The organism is Serinibacter salmoneus (assembly GCF_002563925.1).
GTDB classification, from domain to species: Bacteria; Actinomycetota; Actinomycetes; order Actinomycetales; family Beutenbergiaceae; genus Serinibacter; species Serinibacter salmoneus.
This window is the reverse complement of record NZ_PDJD01000001.1, coordinates 2,443,482-2,459,271: the sequence shown is the minus strand read 5'-3', so window position 1 is coordinate 2,459,271 and position 15,790 is coordinate 2,443,482. Positions and strand designations below refer to the sequence as shown.

Below are 15,790 nucleotides of genomic sequence, written 5' to 3'. Positions count from 1 at the left end.
GGGCGGCCCTGCGACGTGGGCCGGGATCAGGGGAGGTAGGCGCTCGCCCACCGTGCGATCTGTCGGTAGGCGAGGTCGCGGATCGGGCGCGGGGAGAGCAGCACATCATGCAGCGCGTCCGGGACCGTGGCGATCGTCACCTCGTCCGCGATCCGGATCGCTCGTTCTGCGATCACCTCGACATCGACCACGATGTCGGCGCTGGCCATCTCCTCCTTCCACGCGGGGGCGAACACGGTGCGGGCCGAGCGCACCAACAGCACGGGCTCGGTGACATGGACCCTGCGATGGGCGATCGCGGAATGTCCGTGCAGGATGGCGGCGAGCCAACCGTAGGTGGCAGGGAACCCGTTCTCGGGGTGCCAGGCGGGGACGAGGTCCCATTCGCCCTCGCGGCTCGCGGAGATCGTGTGGTGGTAGTACCCCAGGTCGATCCCCGGCAGCGGTCGGGTGGGGAACGCACGGGCCACCTCCCGCACCACGGGAGCGGAGAGGGAACGAACCCGGGCGGCGCCCTGGACCTCGAGCCAGGGGGCGACCAGGACGAGTCCGGCGGTGCGTCCGGGGTGGCGGGCCGACCACAGGGTGGCGGTGAGGCCTCCGGTGGAGTGGGCCATCAGCACGATCGGGAGGTCGGGGTGGTCCTCGGCAATGAGGTCGAGGGCGGCCTCGATGTCCTCGTCGTAGGTGGCCAGGTCGGTGATGTAGCCGGGGGTCTGGCCTGCGCGCAGACTGCGCCCGTACTTGCGCAGGTCCAGGCCGTAGAAGGCCCCGCCCTGGGTGGCCCAGAACGGGCCGATCTCGTGGTTGAGGAGGTAGTCGGTCCAGCCGTGCAGGTACAGGACGACGAAGCGGGGGGTGGGCAGGGTGGCCTGCGGTTCGGGGGTGGCGGTCCTGTCCTGATCGGCATCGGGCCGGTAGCGCACGAGGGTGGCGGCGACCTCGCCCTCCTCATCACTGCCCAGGGGGATGGTGCGGGCCTCGTGACCGCGCCCGAGGATGTCCGGCGCCCACGCACCCACCGGAGGCGGCGGCGGGTACTCCACGGCTTCGCGGGCCAACTGCGCCGTGAGGAAGCCGTCGATCACCTGGTTCACATGCGTGGTGGGCAGGGGGATCCGGGGTCGCATCCCCCTATCGTCGCTCCCCGTTCACCCGGTGTCATCTCGTGGGCGGTCAGAGGGGGAGGTGGGCCCGGGACCAGCGGGCGATGTGCTCATAGGCCCGCTCGCGGATCGGGCGCGGGGAGAGCAGGACGTCGTGCAGCGCTCCCTCGAGAGTGGCCACCGAGACGGACTCGGCCAGGGTGAGGGCCCGCTCGGCGATCACGTTGACCTCGATCACGATATCGGCGGCGGCCATCTCCTCGCGCCATGACGCGCCGATCAGCGTGCGGGCCGAGCGCAGCACCAGCACGGGCTCGGCGACGTGGATTCCCTCGGCGATCGCGCCGTGCCCCTCCAGGACGGCGGCGAGCCAGCCGTAGGTGGCGGGGAAACTGTGCTCGGGGCGCCAGGCGGGGACGAGGTCCCATTCGCCGTCGCGGGTGGCGGAGATGGTGCGGTGGTAGTAGCCGAGGTCGATCCCGGGCAACTCGCGACGTGGGAACGCTCTGGCTATCTCCCGCACGATCGGAGTGGACAGCGAGCGCACGAGCGCGGCGCCCTGGACCTCGAGCCAGGGGGCGACCAGGACGAGTCCGGCGGTGCGTCCGGGGTGGCGGGCCGACCACAGGGTGGCGGTGAGGCCTCCGGTGGAGTGGGCCATCAGCACGATCGGGAGGTCGGGGTGGTCCTCGGCAATGAGGTCGAGGGCGGCCTCGATGTCCTCGTCGTAGGTGGCCAGGTCGGTGATGTAGCCGGGGGTCTGGCCCGCGCGCAGACTGCGCCCGTACTTGCGCAGGTCCAGGCCGTAGAAGGCTCCGCCCTGGGTGGCCCAGAACGGGCCGATCTCGTGGTTGAGCAGGTAGTCGGTCCAGCCGTGCAGGTACAGGACGACGAAGCGGGGGCTGGGCAGGGTGGTGGTGGTCTCGGGGGTGGCGGTCCTGTCCTGATCGGCATCGGGCCGGTAGTGCACGAGGGTGGCAGCGACCTCGCCCTCCTCATCACTGCCCAGGGGGATGGTGCGGGCCTCGTGACCGCGCCCGAGAATGTCCGGCGCCCACGCACCCACCGGAGGCGGCGGCGGGAGTTCATCGGGGGCGAATGCCTGGTTGGCGGCCCGCAGTCCGTCGAACACCTCGGTCACGCGGGTGGAGGGGAGCACGGGACGACGTCGCATCACCTCATCCTGCGGGGAGGGTGGCGCCCTTGTCACGCCGTGCAGGGCCCGACCCTCAGGCGCGGCGGACCACCGGGGCAACCTCGCCGAGGAACGCCGAGATGATCGGACCGAGCGTGTCGGACTCGATGAGGAAGCCGTCGTGGCCGTGGTCCGAGCGCACCACCCGCAGTTCGCCGCCGGGTACGCCGCGGGCGATGCGTGCGGACTGCTCGGCGAGGAAGAGTCGGTCGGTGTCGATCCCGATGGCCAGCGTGCGCGCCGAGATCCCGGCGAGTGCGGCCTCCACGCCGCCCCGGTCACGGCCGAGGTCGTGCGTGATCATGGCCTGGGTGAGGACCACGTAGGAACCGGCATCGAACCGGCGCGCGAGCTTGTCGCCGTGGTGGTCGAGGTAGGACTGCACGGCGAAGCGCCCGGACCCGTCCAGCGGGTTCTCCGCGCGCTGCGGGATCCGACCGAACCGGGCGTCGAGCTCCCGCGCGCTTCGGTAGGTGGCGTGCCCGATCTGCCGGGCGAGGGCGAGTCCGCGGTGCGGCCCCTGCCCCGCGGGGGCCTCGTAGTAGTCACCGCCGCGGAACGCCACGTCGCCACGGATCGCCCCGATCTGGGCGTGGGCCCAGGCGATCTGGTCCCCCGAGGTCTGCGCGGCCGTGGCGATCGGCACGATCGCGCCCACTCGCTCGGGGTAACCCGCCGCCCACTCCAGCACCCGGTGCCCGCCCATGGAGGCCCCGATGACCAGTGCCCATCGGGTGACGCCGAGTGCGGTGGCCAGGCTTGCCTCCGCCGCCACCTGGTCCCGGGCGGTCAGGGCGGGGAAACGCGAACCCCAGGCTGCGCCGTCGGGCGCGATCGAGGCGGGGCCGGTGGAACCCTGGCAGCCCCCGAGCACGTTCGGGGCGACGACGAAGTAGCGGTTGGTATCGATCGCTCGGCCCGGCCCCACCAGGGCCTCCCACCAGCCGGGGGTGAGGTGGCCGTCCCCAGCGGCGCCCAGCACGTGGGAGTCGCCGGTCAGGCCGTGCAGCAGGAGGATGGCGTTGTCCGCGGCGGCGTTGAGGGTGCCCCAGGTCTCGTACGCGAGTCGTGCACCGGGCAGGCTGCCCCCCGCCTCGAGCTCGAGGTCGCCGACCTCGTGGAAGCGACGGTGACCCACGGGGTCGCCCTCACGCCACGCACCCGTGACGGGCGGCGGTTCGCCGGCAGCGGCGCGCACCTGGCCCAACGCCGAGGGTGCGATCCGCGCACGGCGTTCGGGGGACTGCCAAGGCGTCGCCATCGTGCGATCGTACGGGGTGCGCGGTCCACGCGAGAACCCGGGCGTGGCCGTGGCCGGTCGGTCCGTGGTCACGCCTCCGCCTCCTTCGCCCGGAACTCAGATCGCGGTTGCGTCGACGGGGTCGCCGGTCTCCGCCCCCACGGCGGCGGCGGCGAACCCGAGTTCGAGGTCGGCCAGGATGTCGTCGATGTGCTCGAGACCGACCGACAGTCGCACCAGTCCGGGTGTGACGCCCGAGGAGAGCTGCTCGGCGGGGGTCAGCTGGCTGTGTGTGGTGGACGCCGGGTGGATCACCAGGGAGCGCACGTCGCCGATGTTCGCCACGTTGGAGTGCAGCAGGAGCGCGGAGACGAACGCCTTACCCGCCTCGGCGCCACCCTCGAGTTCGAAGGCGAGCACCGCGCCGGCGCCCTTCGGGGAGTACTTGCGGGCATTGGCGTGCCAGGGGGAGGAGGGGAGGCCGGCGTAGTGCACCTGGACCACGTCCTCGCGGGACTCCAGCCAGGTGGCCACGGCGCCGGCGTTCTCCACGTGCCGCTCCATCCGCAGGGAGAGGGTCTCGATGCCTTGCGCGATCTGGAAGGCGTTGAACGGGCTCACGGCGGCGCCGAGGTCGCGCAAGAGCTGCACGCGGGCCTTGAGGATGTAGGAGAGGTTGACCCCGAAGGCCCCGTCCTTGCCCAGGTCACGGGCGTAGACCAGGCCGTTGTAGCTCGGGTCGGGCTGGTTGAACCCACCGAAGCGCTCCGGGTGGGCACCGTAGTCGAAGGTGCCGCCGTCCACGATCACGCCGGCAATGGAGGTGCCGTGCCCACCGAGGTACTTCGTGGCGGAATGCACCACGACGTCCGCGCCCCACGCGAGTGGGTTCGTCAGGTAGGGGGTCGCCACGGTGTTGTCCACGATGAGAGGCACCCCGACCTCGTGGGCGATGCCGGCCACGGTCTCGATGTCGAGCACATCGTTGCGGGGGTTCGGGATGGTCTCGGCGAAGAACGCCTTGGTGTTCTCCTGGGCCGCCTCGCGCCACTGCGCCGGATCGTGCGGGTCGGAGACGAACGTGGTGGTGATGCCCAGCTTCGGGAGCGTGTGGTGCAGCAGGTTGTAGGTGCCTCCGTAGAGGGATGAACTGGCGACGACGTGGTCGCCTGCCTCCGCGACGTTCAGGATCGCCAGGGTCTCCGCGGCCTGACCCGAGGCCACCAGGAGGGCGCCGACGCCACCCTCGAGTGCGGCGATCCGGTTCTCCACGGCCTCCGTCGTGGGATTGGTGATGCGGGTGTAGATGGGGCCGAGCTCGGCCAGGGCGAATCGCGCTGCCGCCTGGTCCGCGGAATCGAACACGAAGGAGGTGGTCTGGTAGATCGGCAGGGCCCGCGCGCCCGTGGCGGGGTCGGCGGTCTGGCCGGCGTGGATCTGCTGGGTCTCGAACTTCCAGGTCTGGCTCATCGTCGTGCTCCCGGGTCGGTGGGTGTGCCTGCTGAGACGGTAGGCGGTTGCTCGCGGCATGGCATCGGCACGCGCGGTGCGTCTCAGACTGCGGACGCCCTACCTCACAGCCGCGCGTTAGTGTGTGAGCCGCGTCGGAGTGTCGCGGGTCGATCTCGGGCAGGTTTCGACTCGCGGGCACAGTAAGGCTAAGGTCGAGGGTGAAAGTCCCCGTCTCGTCAAGGAGACACGCCCAGGAACCGGGAGATTGTATGACGCTGCCTCGACGGCTTCCCACCACGCGCCCCGCTACCGCGGCGCTCGGAGCCACCGTGCTGGTCGTGTCCTTCCTCGCTGCACCCGCCTCGAGCGAGCCGAGCCTGCCCTCGGAGCAGGAGCGTGCCGCAGCCCAGGCGGACGTGGTGGATGCGCAGTCCCGCGTCGCCGAGCTCGAGGCCGCGGTCGCGGCGGCCGACGACGCCGCGCAGGAGGCCGAGATCGTGGCGGCCATTGCCGCCGAGGACTACAACCAGGCGCAGGTCGACGCGGACGAGGCGGAACTCGCGCTCGCCCAGGCCCAGGCCGACGCCGAGGCGGCCGCCGCCGAGTACGACGAGGCGAGCGCTGCGATGGCCGATCTCGCGTTGGCCGGCTACCGCTCGAACATGGGCGTGGCCGCCGAGGCGGAGGTCTTCCTCGGGGCGGATGGATTCGAGGCCGCGCTGCTGCGGGCACGGGCCTACGACGTGGCCGGATCGATCGTCGGGGCCGCCACCGAACGTGCCGAGGTCGCGGCGGGCGCCGCGCAGAGCGCGAACGATCGCGCAGAGCAGGCAGCGCGGGTCTTCGAGGATCGCGCCGACGCGGCCGAGTCCGCGTACGACGTCGCCATCGAGTTGCTGGCGCAGAGCCAGGCCCAGCGCGAGGCCGCCGCCGCGACGATGTCCAGTGCCGTGACCGAACTGGCCGTGCTGCGCGGCCGCAGCGAGGCGCTGGAACGGGAGTACCAGGAGGGGCTGCTCGAGCAGCGCCGCGTGGAGCAGGCGGCGGCCGCGCAGGCGGAGGCAGAGCGCGAGCAGGCCGCCTCGCGCAGCGGCTCCTCAGCGCCGAGTGCGGCCGACCAGGACCAGTCGACGGGTTCGCCCGAGCCGTCCGCGAGCGCGGTGCCCAGCACTGCACCCACGGCCGCTACACCGGCCCCGACGAGCGCGCCGACGGCTGCACCGGCCCCGACGAGCGCGCCGACGGCTGCACCGGCCCCGACGCCGACACGCGAACCGACCCCGACCCCGACGACGGCTGCGCCGCGGCCCACGCCCACCCCGACTCCCACCCCAACGCCCACCCCGACCCCGACGCCGGAACCAGAGCCCGAGCCGCCGGCTGCCGGTTCGCTGGGGCAGCAGGCCGTGCAGTACGCGATGACCCAGGTGGGGGACTCCTACGTTCTCGGCGCCAACGGGCCGAACGCCTGGGACTGCTCCTCCCTTGTGCAGTGGGCCTACGCCCAGGCCGGGGTGTCCTTGCCGCGGGTGTCGCACTCCCAGTACCTGGCCACCACGCGCATCAGTGCCTCACAGCTGCAGCCCGGTGATCTGATCTTCTACGCAAGCAACGGGCGCGTCTACCACGTGGCCATGTACACCGGGCCGGGAATGCGCGTGCACGCCTCGATGCCCGGGGTGGGTGTGGTGCACCAGCCGATCTACGCCTCCGCGAACATCATCGGGTACGGCCGCGTCTCGTGAGGGCCGGTGTCGGGGTGCACCGGTAGCATCGCCGGCATGACGACACTTCGCCAGACGCTGACCGCGCCCGAGACCAAGCCCGCCGTGGTGACCGAACTCGCCACCCTCATCGAGGACGAGATCGCCAGCATGAAGGGCCTGTCCGGCGTGGCGGTCAAGACCGCGTTCAAGGCGGCCAAGGCAGGCAAGCCCGACATCGTGCGGCGTGGATCGAACGCCTATCTCGGGACCCTCGCGGACACCCTCGACCCGTTCTGGAGCCGCTTCACGGCCACCGACGGCCAGGACTTCGGCTCCTATCTCCAGGCGAACGAGGCCGAGGTGAAGGAGGCATTCCTCGTCACGGCGGAGCAGGAGGTCTCCGGGGGGCGTGAGAAGGCCATGTTCGAGAAGTTCAAGCCGCAGGTCGTGAGCGTCGTGATGGGCGCGCTGCCTCGTATCGGAGCGCTCGTCCAGAAGCACGCGGGCTGAGCGCAGACCGACAACGCCGAAGGCGCAGGACCGGGCGGGTCCTGCGCCTTCGGCGTGTCTCTCGCGTGTACCGGCGCGCCCGGTTGCGGGATCAGGGGTGCTCGTACCCGGTGTCCTTGGCGCGCTGGAAGGAGCGACGGATCTCCTCCTCGGCCTCCTCGCGGCCCACCCAGTGGGCACCCTCGACCGACTTGCCGGGCTCGAGGTCCTTGTAGACCTCGAAGAAGTGCTGGATCTCGAGGCGGTGGAACTCCGAGACGTCGTCGATGTCGTCGCGCCATGACGCGCGCTGGTCCCCGACGGGCACGCACAACACCTTGTCGTCGCCGCCTGCCTCGTCGCGCATCCGGAACATGCCCAGCGCCCGGCACTCGATGAGGCAGCCGGGGAAGGTGGGCTCCTCCAGGAGGACCAGGGCATCCAACGGGTCGCCGTCCTCACCCAGGGTGCCGTCGATGTAGCCGTAGTCGTCGGGGTAGCGGGTCGAGGTGAACAGCATGCGGTCCAGGCGGATGCGACCCGTGACGTGGTCGACCTCGTACTTGTTGCGGTGCCCCTTGGGGATCTCGATCGTGACGTCGAACTTCACGGTGTCCTCATCTCCGCCGCCTTCGTGAGGTCGGCGATCGCGCGACTATGGTGACCACCAGTGTGGCGCACTCCGCGCGCGCTCGGACACTCGAGCCCGCGTCGAGTCGTCGGGACAGGTGGAACCGGATGGAGTGGCAGGCATGAAACGGCGAACCGGCGTGCTGCTGGCGGTGGGCGCCGTCGTCGTGCTCGGGGTCGGATACGGGGCCGCGGACGCCGCCGACCTCGTTCCCGGCCCGCTCACGACCGCCGAACCCTGGCCCGAGGCGGAGCCCTTCCCCACCCCGATCGTGCCTGGACGCGGACCGGTGCCCGAGGTGCTCCCGCCGCTGTCGGCATCCGCTCCCGTGCCTGACGCCGAGATCATCGCTGCCGCCGCGCGGGAGATGGTGCAGGACGAGGCCACGGGCGCGGGTGTGGGCGTCGTCGTGGTCGACCTCGCCACCGGGGAGGAACTGGTCGCGATCGACGCCACGCAGCGCCGCACTCCTGCCTCGGCGACCAAGATCCTGACCGGGCTCGCCGCCGTCACCAGCCTCGATCTCGATGACCGACTCACCACCTCCGCGCTCCTGTCGGGTGATGACCTCTACCTCGTGGGTGGTGGCGATATGACCCTCGCGGCCGATGAGGGCGACCCGACGGCGGTGCTCGGTCGGGCGGGGCTGGCCGATCTGGCGCGGGAGACGGCCGCGGAACTCCAGCAGCGCGGGGTCGACTCGGTGACCCTGCGCCTGGACGACTCCCTGTTCACCGGTGCGAGCGAGTCACCGGGGTGGGGGTACTGGGGGGTCGGTGACGGTTTCGTCGCGCCGATCGAGGCGGTCGCCGTCGACCTCGGAGAGGTCGAGGGCCAGGTCGCGACCTCCCTGCGGCCCGCCGTCGACGCCGCGGTGATCTTCCGCGACGCCCTGCGTGAGGCAGGCGTCACGGTCGAGGACGGACTCGAGCGCGACGAGGCGCCGCAGGACGCCACCACGATCGCGCAGGTCTCCTCGGCGACGTTGAGGGAACTCCTCGCCGTGATGATGACGCAGTCGGACAACACCCTGGCGGAGGTGTTCGGCCGGCTGGTCGCGATCGCGCGGGGTGAGGCGGCCGACTTCGAGGGTGCCACCACGGCCGTCCTGGCCGGGACGGCCGCGGCGGGAGTGGACGTCTCGGGCACCGTGCTCTCCGACACCTCGGGACTCAACAGCGCGAATGCGATCGCGCCCGAACTGCTCATCGACGTGCTGGTTGCGGCGAACGAGGACCCCGCGCTCACCGAGCTCGCGCGGGTGCTCCCGGTGTCCGGACTCGTCGGTACCCTCGCCGAGCGCGACATCCCACCGGGCGCCGTGCGGGGGAAGACCGGCACTCTCGAGGACGTGGTGAGCCTCGCGGGGTACGTGACCACGGCGGACGGGCGCCCGCTCGCATTCGCCGTGATGGCCGACGACGTGGAGTACGGCGGCATCTGGGCGGCGCGGGAGCGGATCGACGCCTACCTCACGCAACTCTCCGCGTGTGGCTGCCAACCGGAATCGGACGTGTGAGCGGCGTGGATCACGGCGACATGCGGGGCTCCGCCATCGACTGGGATCGTGCTGCTCGGCGCGCGGCAGTGCTCCTGCCGGCGGGGCCCCCGACCGACCTGGTCGGGGCCGCCACCGTGGTGGAGTCGCTGCGGGAGGGTTCCCGGCAGGCCCCGGGTCACGTCGCGTGCGTCACCGGACTGCAGGATGCCGGGGAGCGAGCCGGCGCCCTGCCGGTGCGGATCGTGGACCGCGCGGGCTGGGCGCGTGCTGCGACCCAGTCCTTCGCCGCCTTGCTCGGGGATCACCTGACCGGGGGTCCGGGCCTGCGGGGGCGGCTGTCTGCTGCCGTGGCGGGGGACCAACTCGGTGGTGCCCTGGCGCTGCTCGGACCCCGGGTGCTCGGGCAGTTCGACCCCTATACCCCCGGGCCCGCGGGAGCCGCCTCGGGGCGCCTCCTCCTGGTGGCCCCCACCATCCTGGCGATGCACCGCCGCCTGGATGTCGACCCGCATGAGTTCGCGCTGTGGGTCTGCCTGCACGAGCAGACGCACGCCGTGCAGTTCGCCGCGGCGCCCTGGCTGGCCGACCACCTCCGCTCGCTGATCGCCGCAGCCGTGGCCGGCTCGGACGAACAGGGTGGTGCGGTGCCGACGTCGCGTCGCCCGGGCCGCCCCGGCCGCCCGGTGCCGTCGCCACGAGCGGCGACGGGCGCAACCCCCCGACTCCTGGCCTCGATGCTCGACGATGCGCAGCAGGAGGACGTGGACCGCGCGATCGCCGTGATGTCGCTCCTGGAGGGCCACGCGGACGTGGTGATGGACGAGGTCGGCACCGGGGCCGTGCCGAGCGTGCGGGTGATCCGCCGCGCCTTCGAGAAGCGACGGGGCCGACAGCGCGGGTTGAGCGCCCTGATCGGTCGCCTGCTCGGGGTGGAGGAGAAGGTGCGGCAGTACCGCGACGGTGCCGCCTTCACCCGAGCCGTGGTCGAACGGGTCGGTCACGAGGGGCTGAACGCCGTGTGGGAGGCCCCCGAGCAGCTCCCGTCGCCGGCGGAGATCCTCGCACCCGATCGGTGGGTGGAGCGGGTCCACGGATGAACGCTCCCCACCCAGCGGTCGCGCGCACCCGGCTCGCGGTGCGCCGGACGCTCGGTGACCTGGCGCCGGACGCGGTGGTGATCGTGGGCTTCTCGGGCGGAGCGGACTCCCTCGGGCTCCTTGCCGCCGCCGCGCACGAGGCACCCCGACTCGGCCTGACGGTCCGCAGCGCAACGATCGACCATGGACTCCTCCCCGACTCCGCGCAGATCGCCGAGCGGGCGGCGGCCCTGTCCGCCGCCATCGGCGTGAGCCCACTGGTTCGTCGGGTCAGCCCGAACGCCACCGGTGGGGTGGAGTCCGGGGCGCGCGAGGCCAGGTACCGGGCGCTGGATGCCGTGGCCGAGGAGGTGGGAGCCGCCGTCGTGCTGCTCGGTCACACCATGGACGACCAGGCCGAGACCGTGCTGATGCGGCTCGCGCGCGGCAGCGGGGCCCGTTCGCTCGCCGCGATCCCATCGGTGCGGGGCCACTACCGCCGACCCCTGCTGGGACTGCGGCGGGCACAGTTGCGGGACGCCTGCCGCGCGCTCGGGCTGACCTGGTGGGACGATCCTGGCAATGCGACCGATGGGCCCCTGCGCCGGGCCGACGGCGAGGCACTTCCCCGCGCGGCCATCCGCGAGGAGGTGATGCCCGCGCTGCGCCGTGCGCTCGGGGCCGACCCCACGCCGTCGCTCGCGCGCACCGCCGATGCGCTGCGGGAGGACAACGACCTGCTGGAGCTGCTCGCCGGAGCAACCCTCGAGAGCGCGCGCGAGGGTGAGGGCCTCCAGGTCGCGGTGCTCGCCGAGGCCGCCCGCCCCCTACGCACCCGTGCGCTCCACCAGTGGCTGGTGGAGCGGGGGAGCCCTCCCCGTGCGCTCGCGCGTAGCCACGTCCTGGCGGTGGAGGCCCTGGTGTTTGCGTGGCACGGTCAGGGGCCGATCAGCGTGCCGGGCGGTCTACGGGTGGGGCGGCACGGACCCAGCCTCGCCGTCCTGCCCCCGGTGTGCCAGGCTTGAGCCGTGAGCGACCAGGAGAACCAGACGACGTGGCACTACCCCGAGGTCGGGGGCGATCTGGTCCGGGTGGTGGTGAGCGAGCAGGAGATCCGGGACAAACTCGCCGACCTCGCCGCGCAGATCGACCGGGACTACGCCGGCAAGGAGATCCTGCTCGTCGGGGTTCTCAAGGGCGCCGCGATGGTGATGAGCGACCTCATGCGCCACCTGCGCTCGGACGTCTCCATGGACTGGATGGCGGTCTCCTCCTACGGCGCGGGCACGCAGTCCAGCGGTGTGGTGCGGATCCTGAAGGACCTCGACGCCGACATCTCCGGGCGCCACGTGCTCGTGGTCGAGGACATCATCGACTCCGGCCTCACCCTGTCCTGGCTCATGGAGACCCTGGAGCGCCGTCAGCCCGCCTCGCTCGAGATCGCCACGCTGCTGCGCAAGCCCGATGCTGTGAAGGTCGACATCGACGTGCGCTACCTCGGGTTCGACATCCCGAACGAGTTCGTGGTGGGCTACGGGCTGGACTACGCCGAGCGTTACCGGCAACTCCCGTTCGTCGCGGTGCTCGCACCGCACGTGTACGGGGGCTGACGGCGGCAGCTCTGCCGACCAGGACGCGACGCGAGGGGTGTCGCGGACTCAGCCGTCAGGTCGGCACGGGGGGAACGATGTCAGGTGAGCCGCAGGGGGCGGTCCCGGGAACCACTCGGCGCCGGGTGGCGTTGACCGAAGGGTGACGCGATCAGCGAACACGTCAGGTGGACGCCTGCGCTCTCGCATAGAGTCACCGGGAGTCTCCGAGTCGGAAGGACGGCCCACGCGGCCTTGAGTCAATGAACGCCAAGAAGTTTGTGCGTGGACCCCTGCTGTGGATCCTGCTCCCCATCCTGGTCCTCATGATCGGCTTCAGCCTGCTGCGCGGCGGCGGGGTCAGCACGATCGACACCTCCGAGGGCGTGGCGCTCCTGCGCGGGGAGACCGTGGAGCAGGCGGAGATCACCGAGGGCTACCAGCGGGTCCAGCTCACCCTCAGCGAGCCCTATGTGGACGCCGAGGAGAACGACCGCGGTGAACTCGTGGAGTTCTACTACGTCGAGGCGCAGGCCCAGCAGATCGCGAACCTCGTGGAGGAGTCCGATCCGGCCGAGGGCTACAACTCGGTGGTGCCGCAGACCCCGTGGTGGACGTCGCTGCTGACGAGTTTCCTCTTCCTCGCCCTGGTGATCGGGGTGTTCTGGTTCGTGATGTCCCGCATGCAGGGTGGGAACTCGCGGATGATGAACTTCGGCAAGTCGAAGGCGCGCCAGGTCAACAAGGAGCACCCGGACGTCACCTTCGTGGACGTCGCCGGCGCCGACGAGGCCGTCGAGGAGATGCAGGAGATCAAGGACTTCCTCGCCGACCCCTCCCGCTACCAGGCGGTGGGTGCGCGTATCCCGAAGGGTGTGTTGCTCTACGGGGCCCCTGGAACCGGGAAGACGCTCCTCGCGAAGGCGGTCGCCGGCGAGGCGGGCGTGCCGTTCTACTCCATCTCCGGGTCGGACTTCGTGGAGATGTTCGTCGGCGTGGGTGCCTCTCGTGTGCGTGACCTGTTCGAGCAGGCGAAGACGAACGCCCCGGCGATCATCTTCATCGACGAGATCGATGCGGTCGGGCGTCAGCGCGGCGCCGGGCTCGGCGGTGGGCACGACGAGCGCGAGCAGACCCTGAACCAGCTCCTGGTGGAGATGGACGGGTTCGAGAAAAACGCCAGCGTGATCCTCATCGCCGCCACGAACCGGCCCGACATCCTCGATCCGGCGCTGCTGCGCCCCGGCCGGTTCGACCGCCAGATCACGGTGGAGTCTCCGGACCTCAAGGGCCGCCTCGCCATCCTGCAGGTGCACGCGGCGGGCAAGCCGATGACCCCCGATGTCGACCTCGCGACCGTGGCCAAGCGGACCCCGGGATTCTCCGGCGCCGATCTGTCCAACGTGCTCAACGAGGCGGCGCTGCTGACCGCGCGCTCGCACGCACAGCTCATCGACAACCGCGCGCTCGACGAGGCGATCGATCGCGTCATCGCCGGTCCGCAGAAGCGCACGCGGGTGATGAACGAGGCCGAGCGCAAACTCACCGCCTACCACGAGGGCGGGCACGCGTTGGCGGCCGCCGCGCTGCGCTACACGGACCCGGTGACGAAGGTGACCATCCTTCCTCGTGGTCGCGCGCTCGGGTACACGATGGTGATGCCGGCCGAGGACAAGTACTCCACCACCCGCAACGAGCTGTTGGACCAGCTCGCCTACGCGATGGGTGGCCGCGTGGCCGAGGAGATCGTCTTCCACGACCCCACCACCGGGGCGTCCAACGACATCGAGAAGGCCACGGACACGGCCCGCAAGATGATCACCCAGTACGGCATGAGCGAACGCGTCGGCGCGCAGCGCCTGGGACAGGCGGACTCCGAGGTCTTCCTCGGCCGGGACTACGGGCACCAACGTGACTACTCCGAGGAGATCGCGGGCATCGTGGACGAGGAGGTGCGCCGCCTCATCGAGAACGCGCACGACGAGGCGTGGGAGATCCTCACCACCTACCGCGATGTGCTGGACACCCTCGCGCTGCGACTGCTGGAGGAGGACACCCTGAACGAGGCGGCCCTCGCCGAGATCTTCGCCCCGGTCGCGAAGCGCGATCCACGGCCGGTGTGGCACTCCTCGCCGTCGCGTCCCGTGAGCACGAAGCCCCCGGTGCGCACACCGGCGGAGGTCGCCGCCAACCATGTCCCGCAGCTACCGCAGGACCAGGCCGCCGCCGCCAACGAGGAACACCCCGTGGACCAGCGCGATGTGCTGGGGGAGGGCCCGGGCGAGAACTAGTGCGACGCTCCGTGCGTCCTCGCTCGCGGCGACCCCGGCGCTGGCTAGGGTGTCAGGCGTGAGCGACCACTACCGCATCGTGGGCCTGGCCGGCCGGGGAGCGGTGCCCGCAGCCGACGGCGCCGGTGAACCGGAGTTCGAGCCCTTCCTCGCCGACCTGAACGTGTGGACGACCGGGGCGGATCTCGACCTGCCCGTGCTCGCCCAGGCGGCGGCCGAGCAACTCCGGGCAAGCAGCCCGGGGCTGCGCGAGCGCGCTGAGTCCGTGGCGCGCGTGACGCTGGAGCACGACGGGGTCGAGCGTGTGGAGGTGCGGCTGCACCGACCCGAGATGCCGTTGGGCGTCTTCGTGCAGGACGTCGAGTGCGTGATCGAGCGCAGCCGCGTGGCGGCCGGACCCGCTGCCGACGCGGCGACGGCCGGTCAGGTCCCGGCCCCCGCGCCGGCGCCCGTGCCGGCGCCCGCACCTGAGCCGGCGCCCGCGGAAGCGGATTCGGATCCTGATCCCGTGGACGTGGACGTGGAGGTGGATGAGGCGCCGGCGCCGGTTGACGGCGAGCCGGCAGGCGCCTCCCTGGGTGCCCACGAGGGGGACTCCGCCCCCGAGGACGTGGCTGCGAGCGCTGTGCCCTGGATCGCCGCCGCCACGGCTGCGGAGCCGGCAGTCCCCACCCCGAGCTGGTCCCCGGTGGCACCCCCGCCGGTCGAACCCACACCGCCGGTCGATCCCGCGGCGTCCGAGGACGCGCCGGTCGATCCCGCGCCGTCCGAGGACGCGCCGGTGGTGCTCGGCGAATCGCCGAGCGAGGACGTCGAGGCGGATGGCGCCGAGGAACCACCCGCACCTGCGGCCACGCTCGCGTCGGGTGACGTCCTGAGCGAATCGGCCCAGTCGACTGTCGACGGGTCGGGTCAAGAGGAGCCGGCCGGTGCTGAGCCGGGTCATGAGGAGCCGGCCGATGCCGAGCCGGCCGATGCCGAGCCGGTCCCGGCGGTTCCACCGATCCCCGAACCGCAGACACTGCGCGGTGTGATCGCCATGTACGCGCACGCCCCCGCCGGAGCGGGCGACCTCGCCGCAGCACTGAGGTCGTTGCGCGAGCGGGACGGTCTCGAGATCACCGGGGTCTCCCCGCTGGCCCGTACCGTGCCGGACGGGCAGGAGCGCCGCACCGCGGTGGTCGGAGTGGAGTACCTCGGTACCCGAGCCGCGCTCGCCGACCTCGTCGCCTCCGGGCACCGTGCCGGTGTCCGGGTGGAGGTCCTGAGTCTGGAGGGCGCGGCCGACGAGGTCGACGGGATCGCGCTGCCCCATCCTGATGCCGTGAGGAGTGCGGCTGTCCTTGTCCCCTGGTCGCAACTCGACCCGGGCGCTACGGTGCCGGGGCCCGAGGGCGGGCTGGTCGTGGACCTGGCGGAGGTCGCTTCGGACCGCGGTGCGGTGAAGTGGCTCGCCCTCGACTGGGCCCGTCCCGCTGACCCGGAGCCGTCCGAATCGGCTCCCGACGACTGAT

13 protein-coding genes are annotated in these 15,790 nt (G+C 71.8%); 8 read left to right on the top strand and 5 right to left on the bottom strand.

Translation table 11 applies throughout. From position 1 onward, the window contains the following. Nucleotides 1-26: 26 nt before the first annotated feature. The 4 genes from ATL40_RS11005 to ATL40_RS10990 all read right to left on the bottom strand — a co-directional run bounded on the left by ATL40_RS11005 (nucleotide 27) and on the right by ATL40_RS10990 (nucleotide 5,011). Nucleotides 27-1,130 carry an alpha/beta hydrolase gene (locus ATL40_RS11005; RefSeq protein WP_098469566.1) on the bottom strand — a complete coding sequence of 368 codons (1,104 nt, stop codon included), beginning with the start codon at nucleotides 1,128-1,130 and terminating at the stop codon, nucleotides 27-29. Nucleotides 1,131-1,176: 46 nt separating this feature from the next. Continuing rightward, nucleotides 1,177-2,280 carry an alpha/beta hydrolase gene (locus tag ATL40_RS11000; protein WP_098469565.1) on the bottom strand — a complete coding sequence of 368 codons (1,104 nt, stop codon included), beginning with the start codon at nucleotides 2,278-2,280 and terminating at the stop codon, nucleotides 1,177-1,179. A gap of 55 nt (nucleotides 2,281-2,335) precedes the next feature. Then, complete coding sequence (metX, locus tag ATL40_RS10995) at nucleotides 2,336-3,562, bottom strand: homoserine O-acetyltransferase MetX (RefSeq protein ID WP_098470454.1); 1,227 nt, start codon at nucleotides 3,560-3,562, stop codon at nucleotides 2,336-2,338. 96 nt (nucleotides 3,563-3,658) lie between these two features. Beyond that, the gene (locus tag ATL40_RS10990; protein ID WP_098469564.1) at nucleotides 3,659-5,011 is read right to left on the bottom strand and encodes a bifunctional o-acetylhomoserine/o-acetylserine sulfhydrylase; all 1,353 of its coding nucleotides are present in this window, start codon (nucleotides 5,009-5,011) and stop codon (nucleotides 3,659-3,661) included. 251 nt (nucleotides 5,012-5,262) lie between these two features. Here ATL40_RS10990 and ATL40_RS14770 point away from each other — a divergent pair, with 251 nt between their 5' ends. Both ATL40_RS14770 and ATL40_RS10975 read left to right on the top strand, forming a co-directional pair. Next, a complete protein-coding gene (locus ATL40_RS14770) occupies nucleotides 5,263-6,738 on the top strand; it encodes a C40 family peptidase (protein ID WP_143556951.1) in 1,476 nt (491 codons plus the stop codon). Between the two features lie 36 nt (nucleotides 6,739-6,774). Further along, nucleotides 6,775-7,209 carry a DUF6918 family protein gene (locus ATL40_RS10975; RefSeq protein WP_143556950.1) on the top strand — a complete coding sequence of 145 codons (435 nt, stop codon included), beginning with the start codon at nucleotides 6,775-6,777 and terminating at the stop codon, nucleotides 7,207-7,209. 91 nt (nucleotides 7,210-7,300) lie between these two features. On the opposite strand, the gene ATL40_RS10970 is transcribed toward ATL40_RS10975, so the two are convergent. After that, on the bottom strand, nucleotides 7,301-7,798 hold the full coding sequence (locus tag ATL40_RS10970) for an inorganic diphosphatase (RefSeq protein ID WP_098469560.1): 498 nt from the start codon (nucleotides 7,796-7,798) through the stop codon (nucleotides 7,301-7,303). 142 nt (nucleotides 7,799-7,940) lie between these two features. On the opposite strand from ATL40_RS10970, the gene dacB reads away from it, so the two are divergent. The 6 genes from dacB to ATL40_RS10940 all read left to right on the top strand — a co-directional run bounded on the left by dacB (nucleotide 7,941) and on the right by ATL40_RS10940 (nucleotide 15,789). Further along, complete coding sequence (gene dacB / locus ATL40_RS10965; protein WP_098469559.1) at nucleotides 7,941-9,338, top strand: D-alanyl-D-alanine carboxypeptidase/D-alanyl-D-alanine endopeptidase; 1,398 nt, start codon at nucleotides 7,941-7,943, stop codon at nucleotides 9,336-9,338. Next, entirely contained in the window at nucleotides 9,335-10,417 is a 1,083-nt protein-coding gene (locus ATL40_RS10960) for a zinc-dependent metalloprotease (protein ID WP_098469558.1), read from the top strand. The genes dacB and ATL40_RS10960 overlap by 4 nt, the downstream gene beginning before the upstream one ends. Next, a complete protein-coding gene (gene tilS, locus ATL40_RS10955) occupies nucleotides 10,414-11,421 on the top strand; it encodes a tRNA lysidine(34) synthetase TilS (RefSeq protein WP_098469557.1) in 1,008 nt (335 codons plus the stop codon). The genes ATL40_RS10960 and tilS overlap by 4 nt, the downstream gene beginning before the upstream one ends. Before the next feature lie 57 nt (nucleotides 11,422-11,478). After that, nucleotides 11,479-12,006, top strand: coding sequence for a hypoxanthine phosphoribosyltransferase (hpt, locus tag ATL40_RS10950; RefSeq protein WP_425443394.1), 528 nt, complete (start codon nucleotides 11,479-11,481; stop codon nucleotides 12,004-12,006). A gap of 242 nt (nucleotides 12,007-12,248) precedes the next feature. After that, the gene (gene ftsH / locus ATL40_RS10945) at nucleotides 12,249-14,276 is read left to right on the top strand and encodes an ATP-dependent zinc metalloprotease FtsH (protein ID WP_098469555.1); all 2,028 of its coding nucleotides are present in this window, start codon (nucleotides 12,249-12,251) and stop codon (nucleotides 14,274-14,276) included. 58 nt (nucleotides 14,277-14,334) lie between these two features. Continuing rightward, nucleotides 14,335-15,789, top strand: coding sequence for a hypothetical protein (locus tag ATL40_RS10940; protein WP_098469554.1), 1,455 nt, complete (start codon nucleotides 14,335-14,337; stop codon nucleotides 15,787-15,789). Nucleotide 15,790 lies beyond the last annotated feature (1 nt).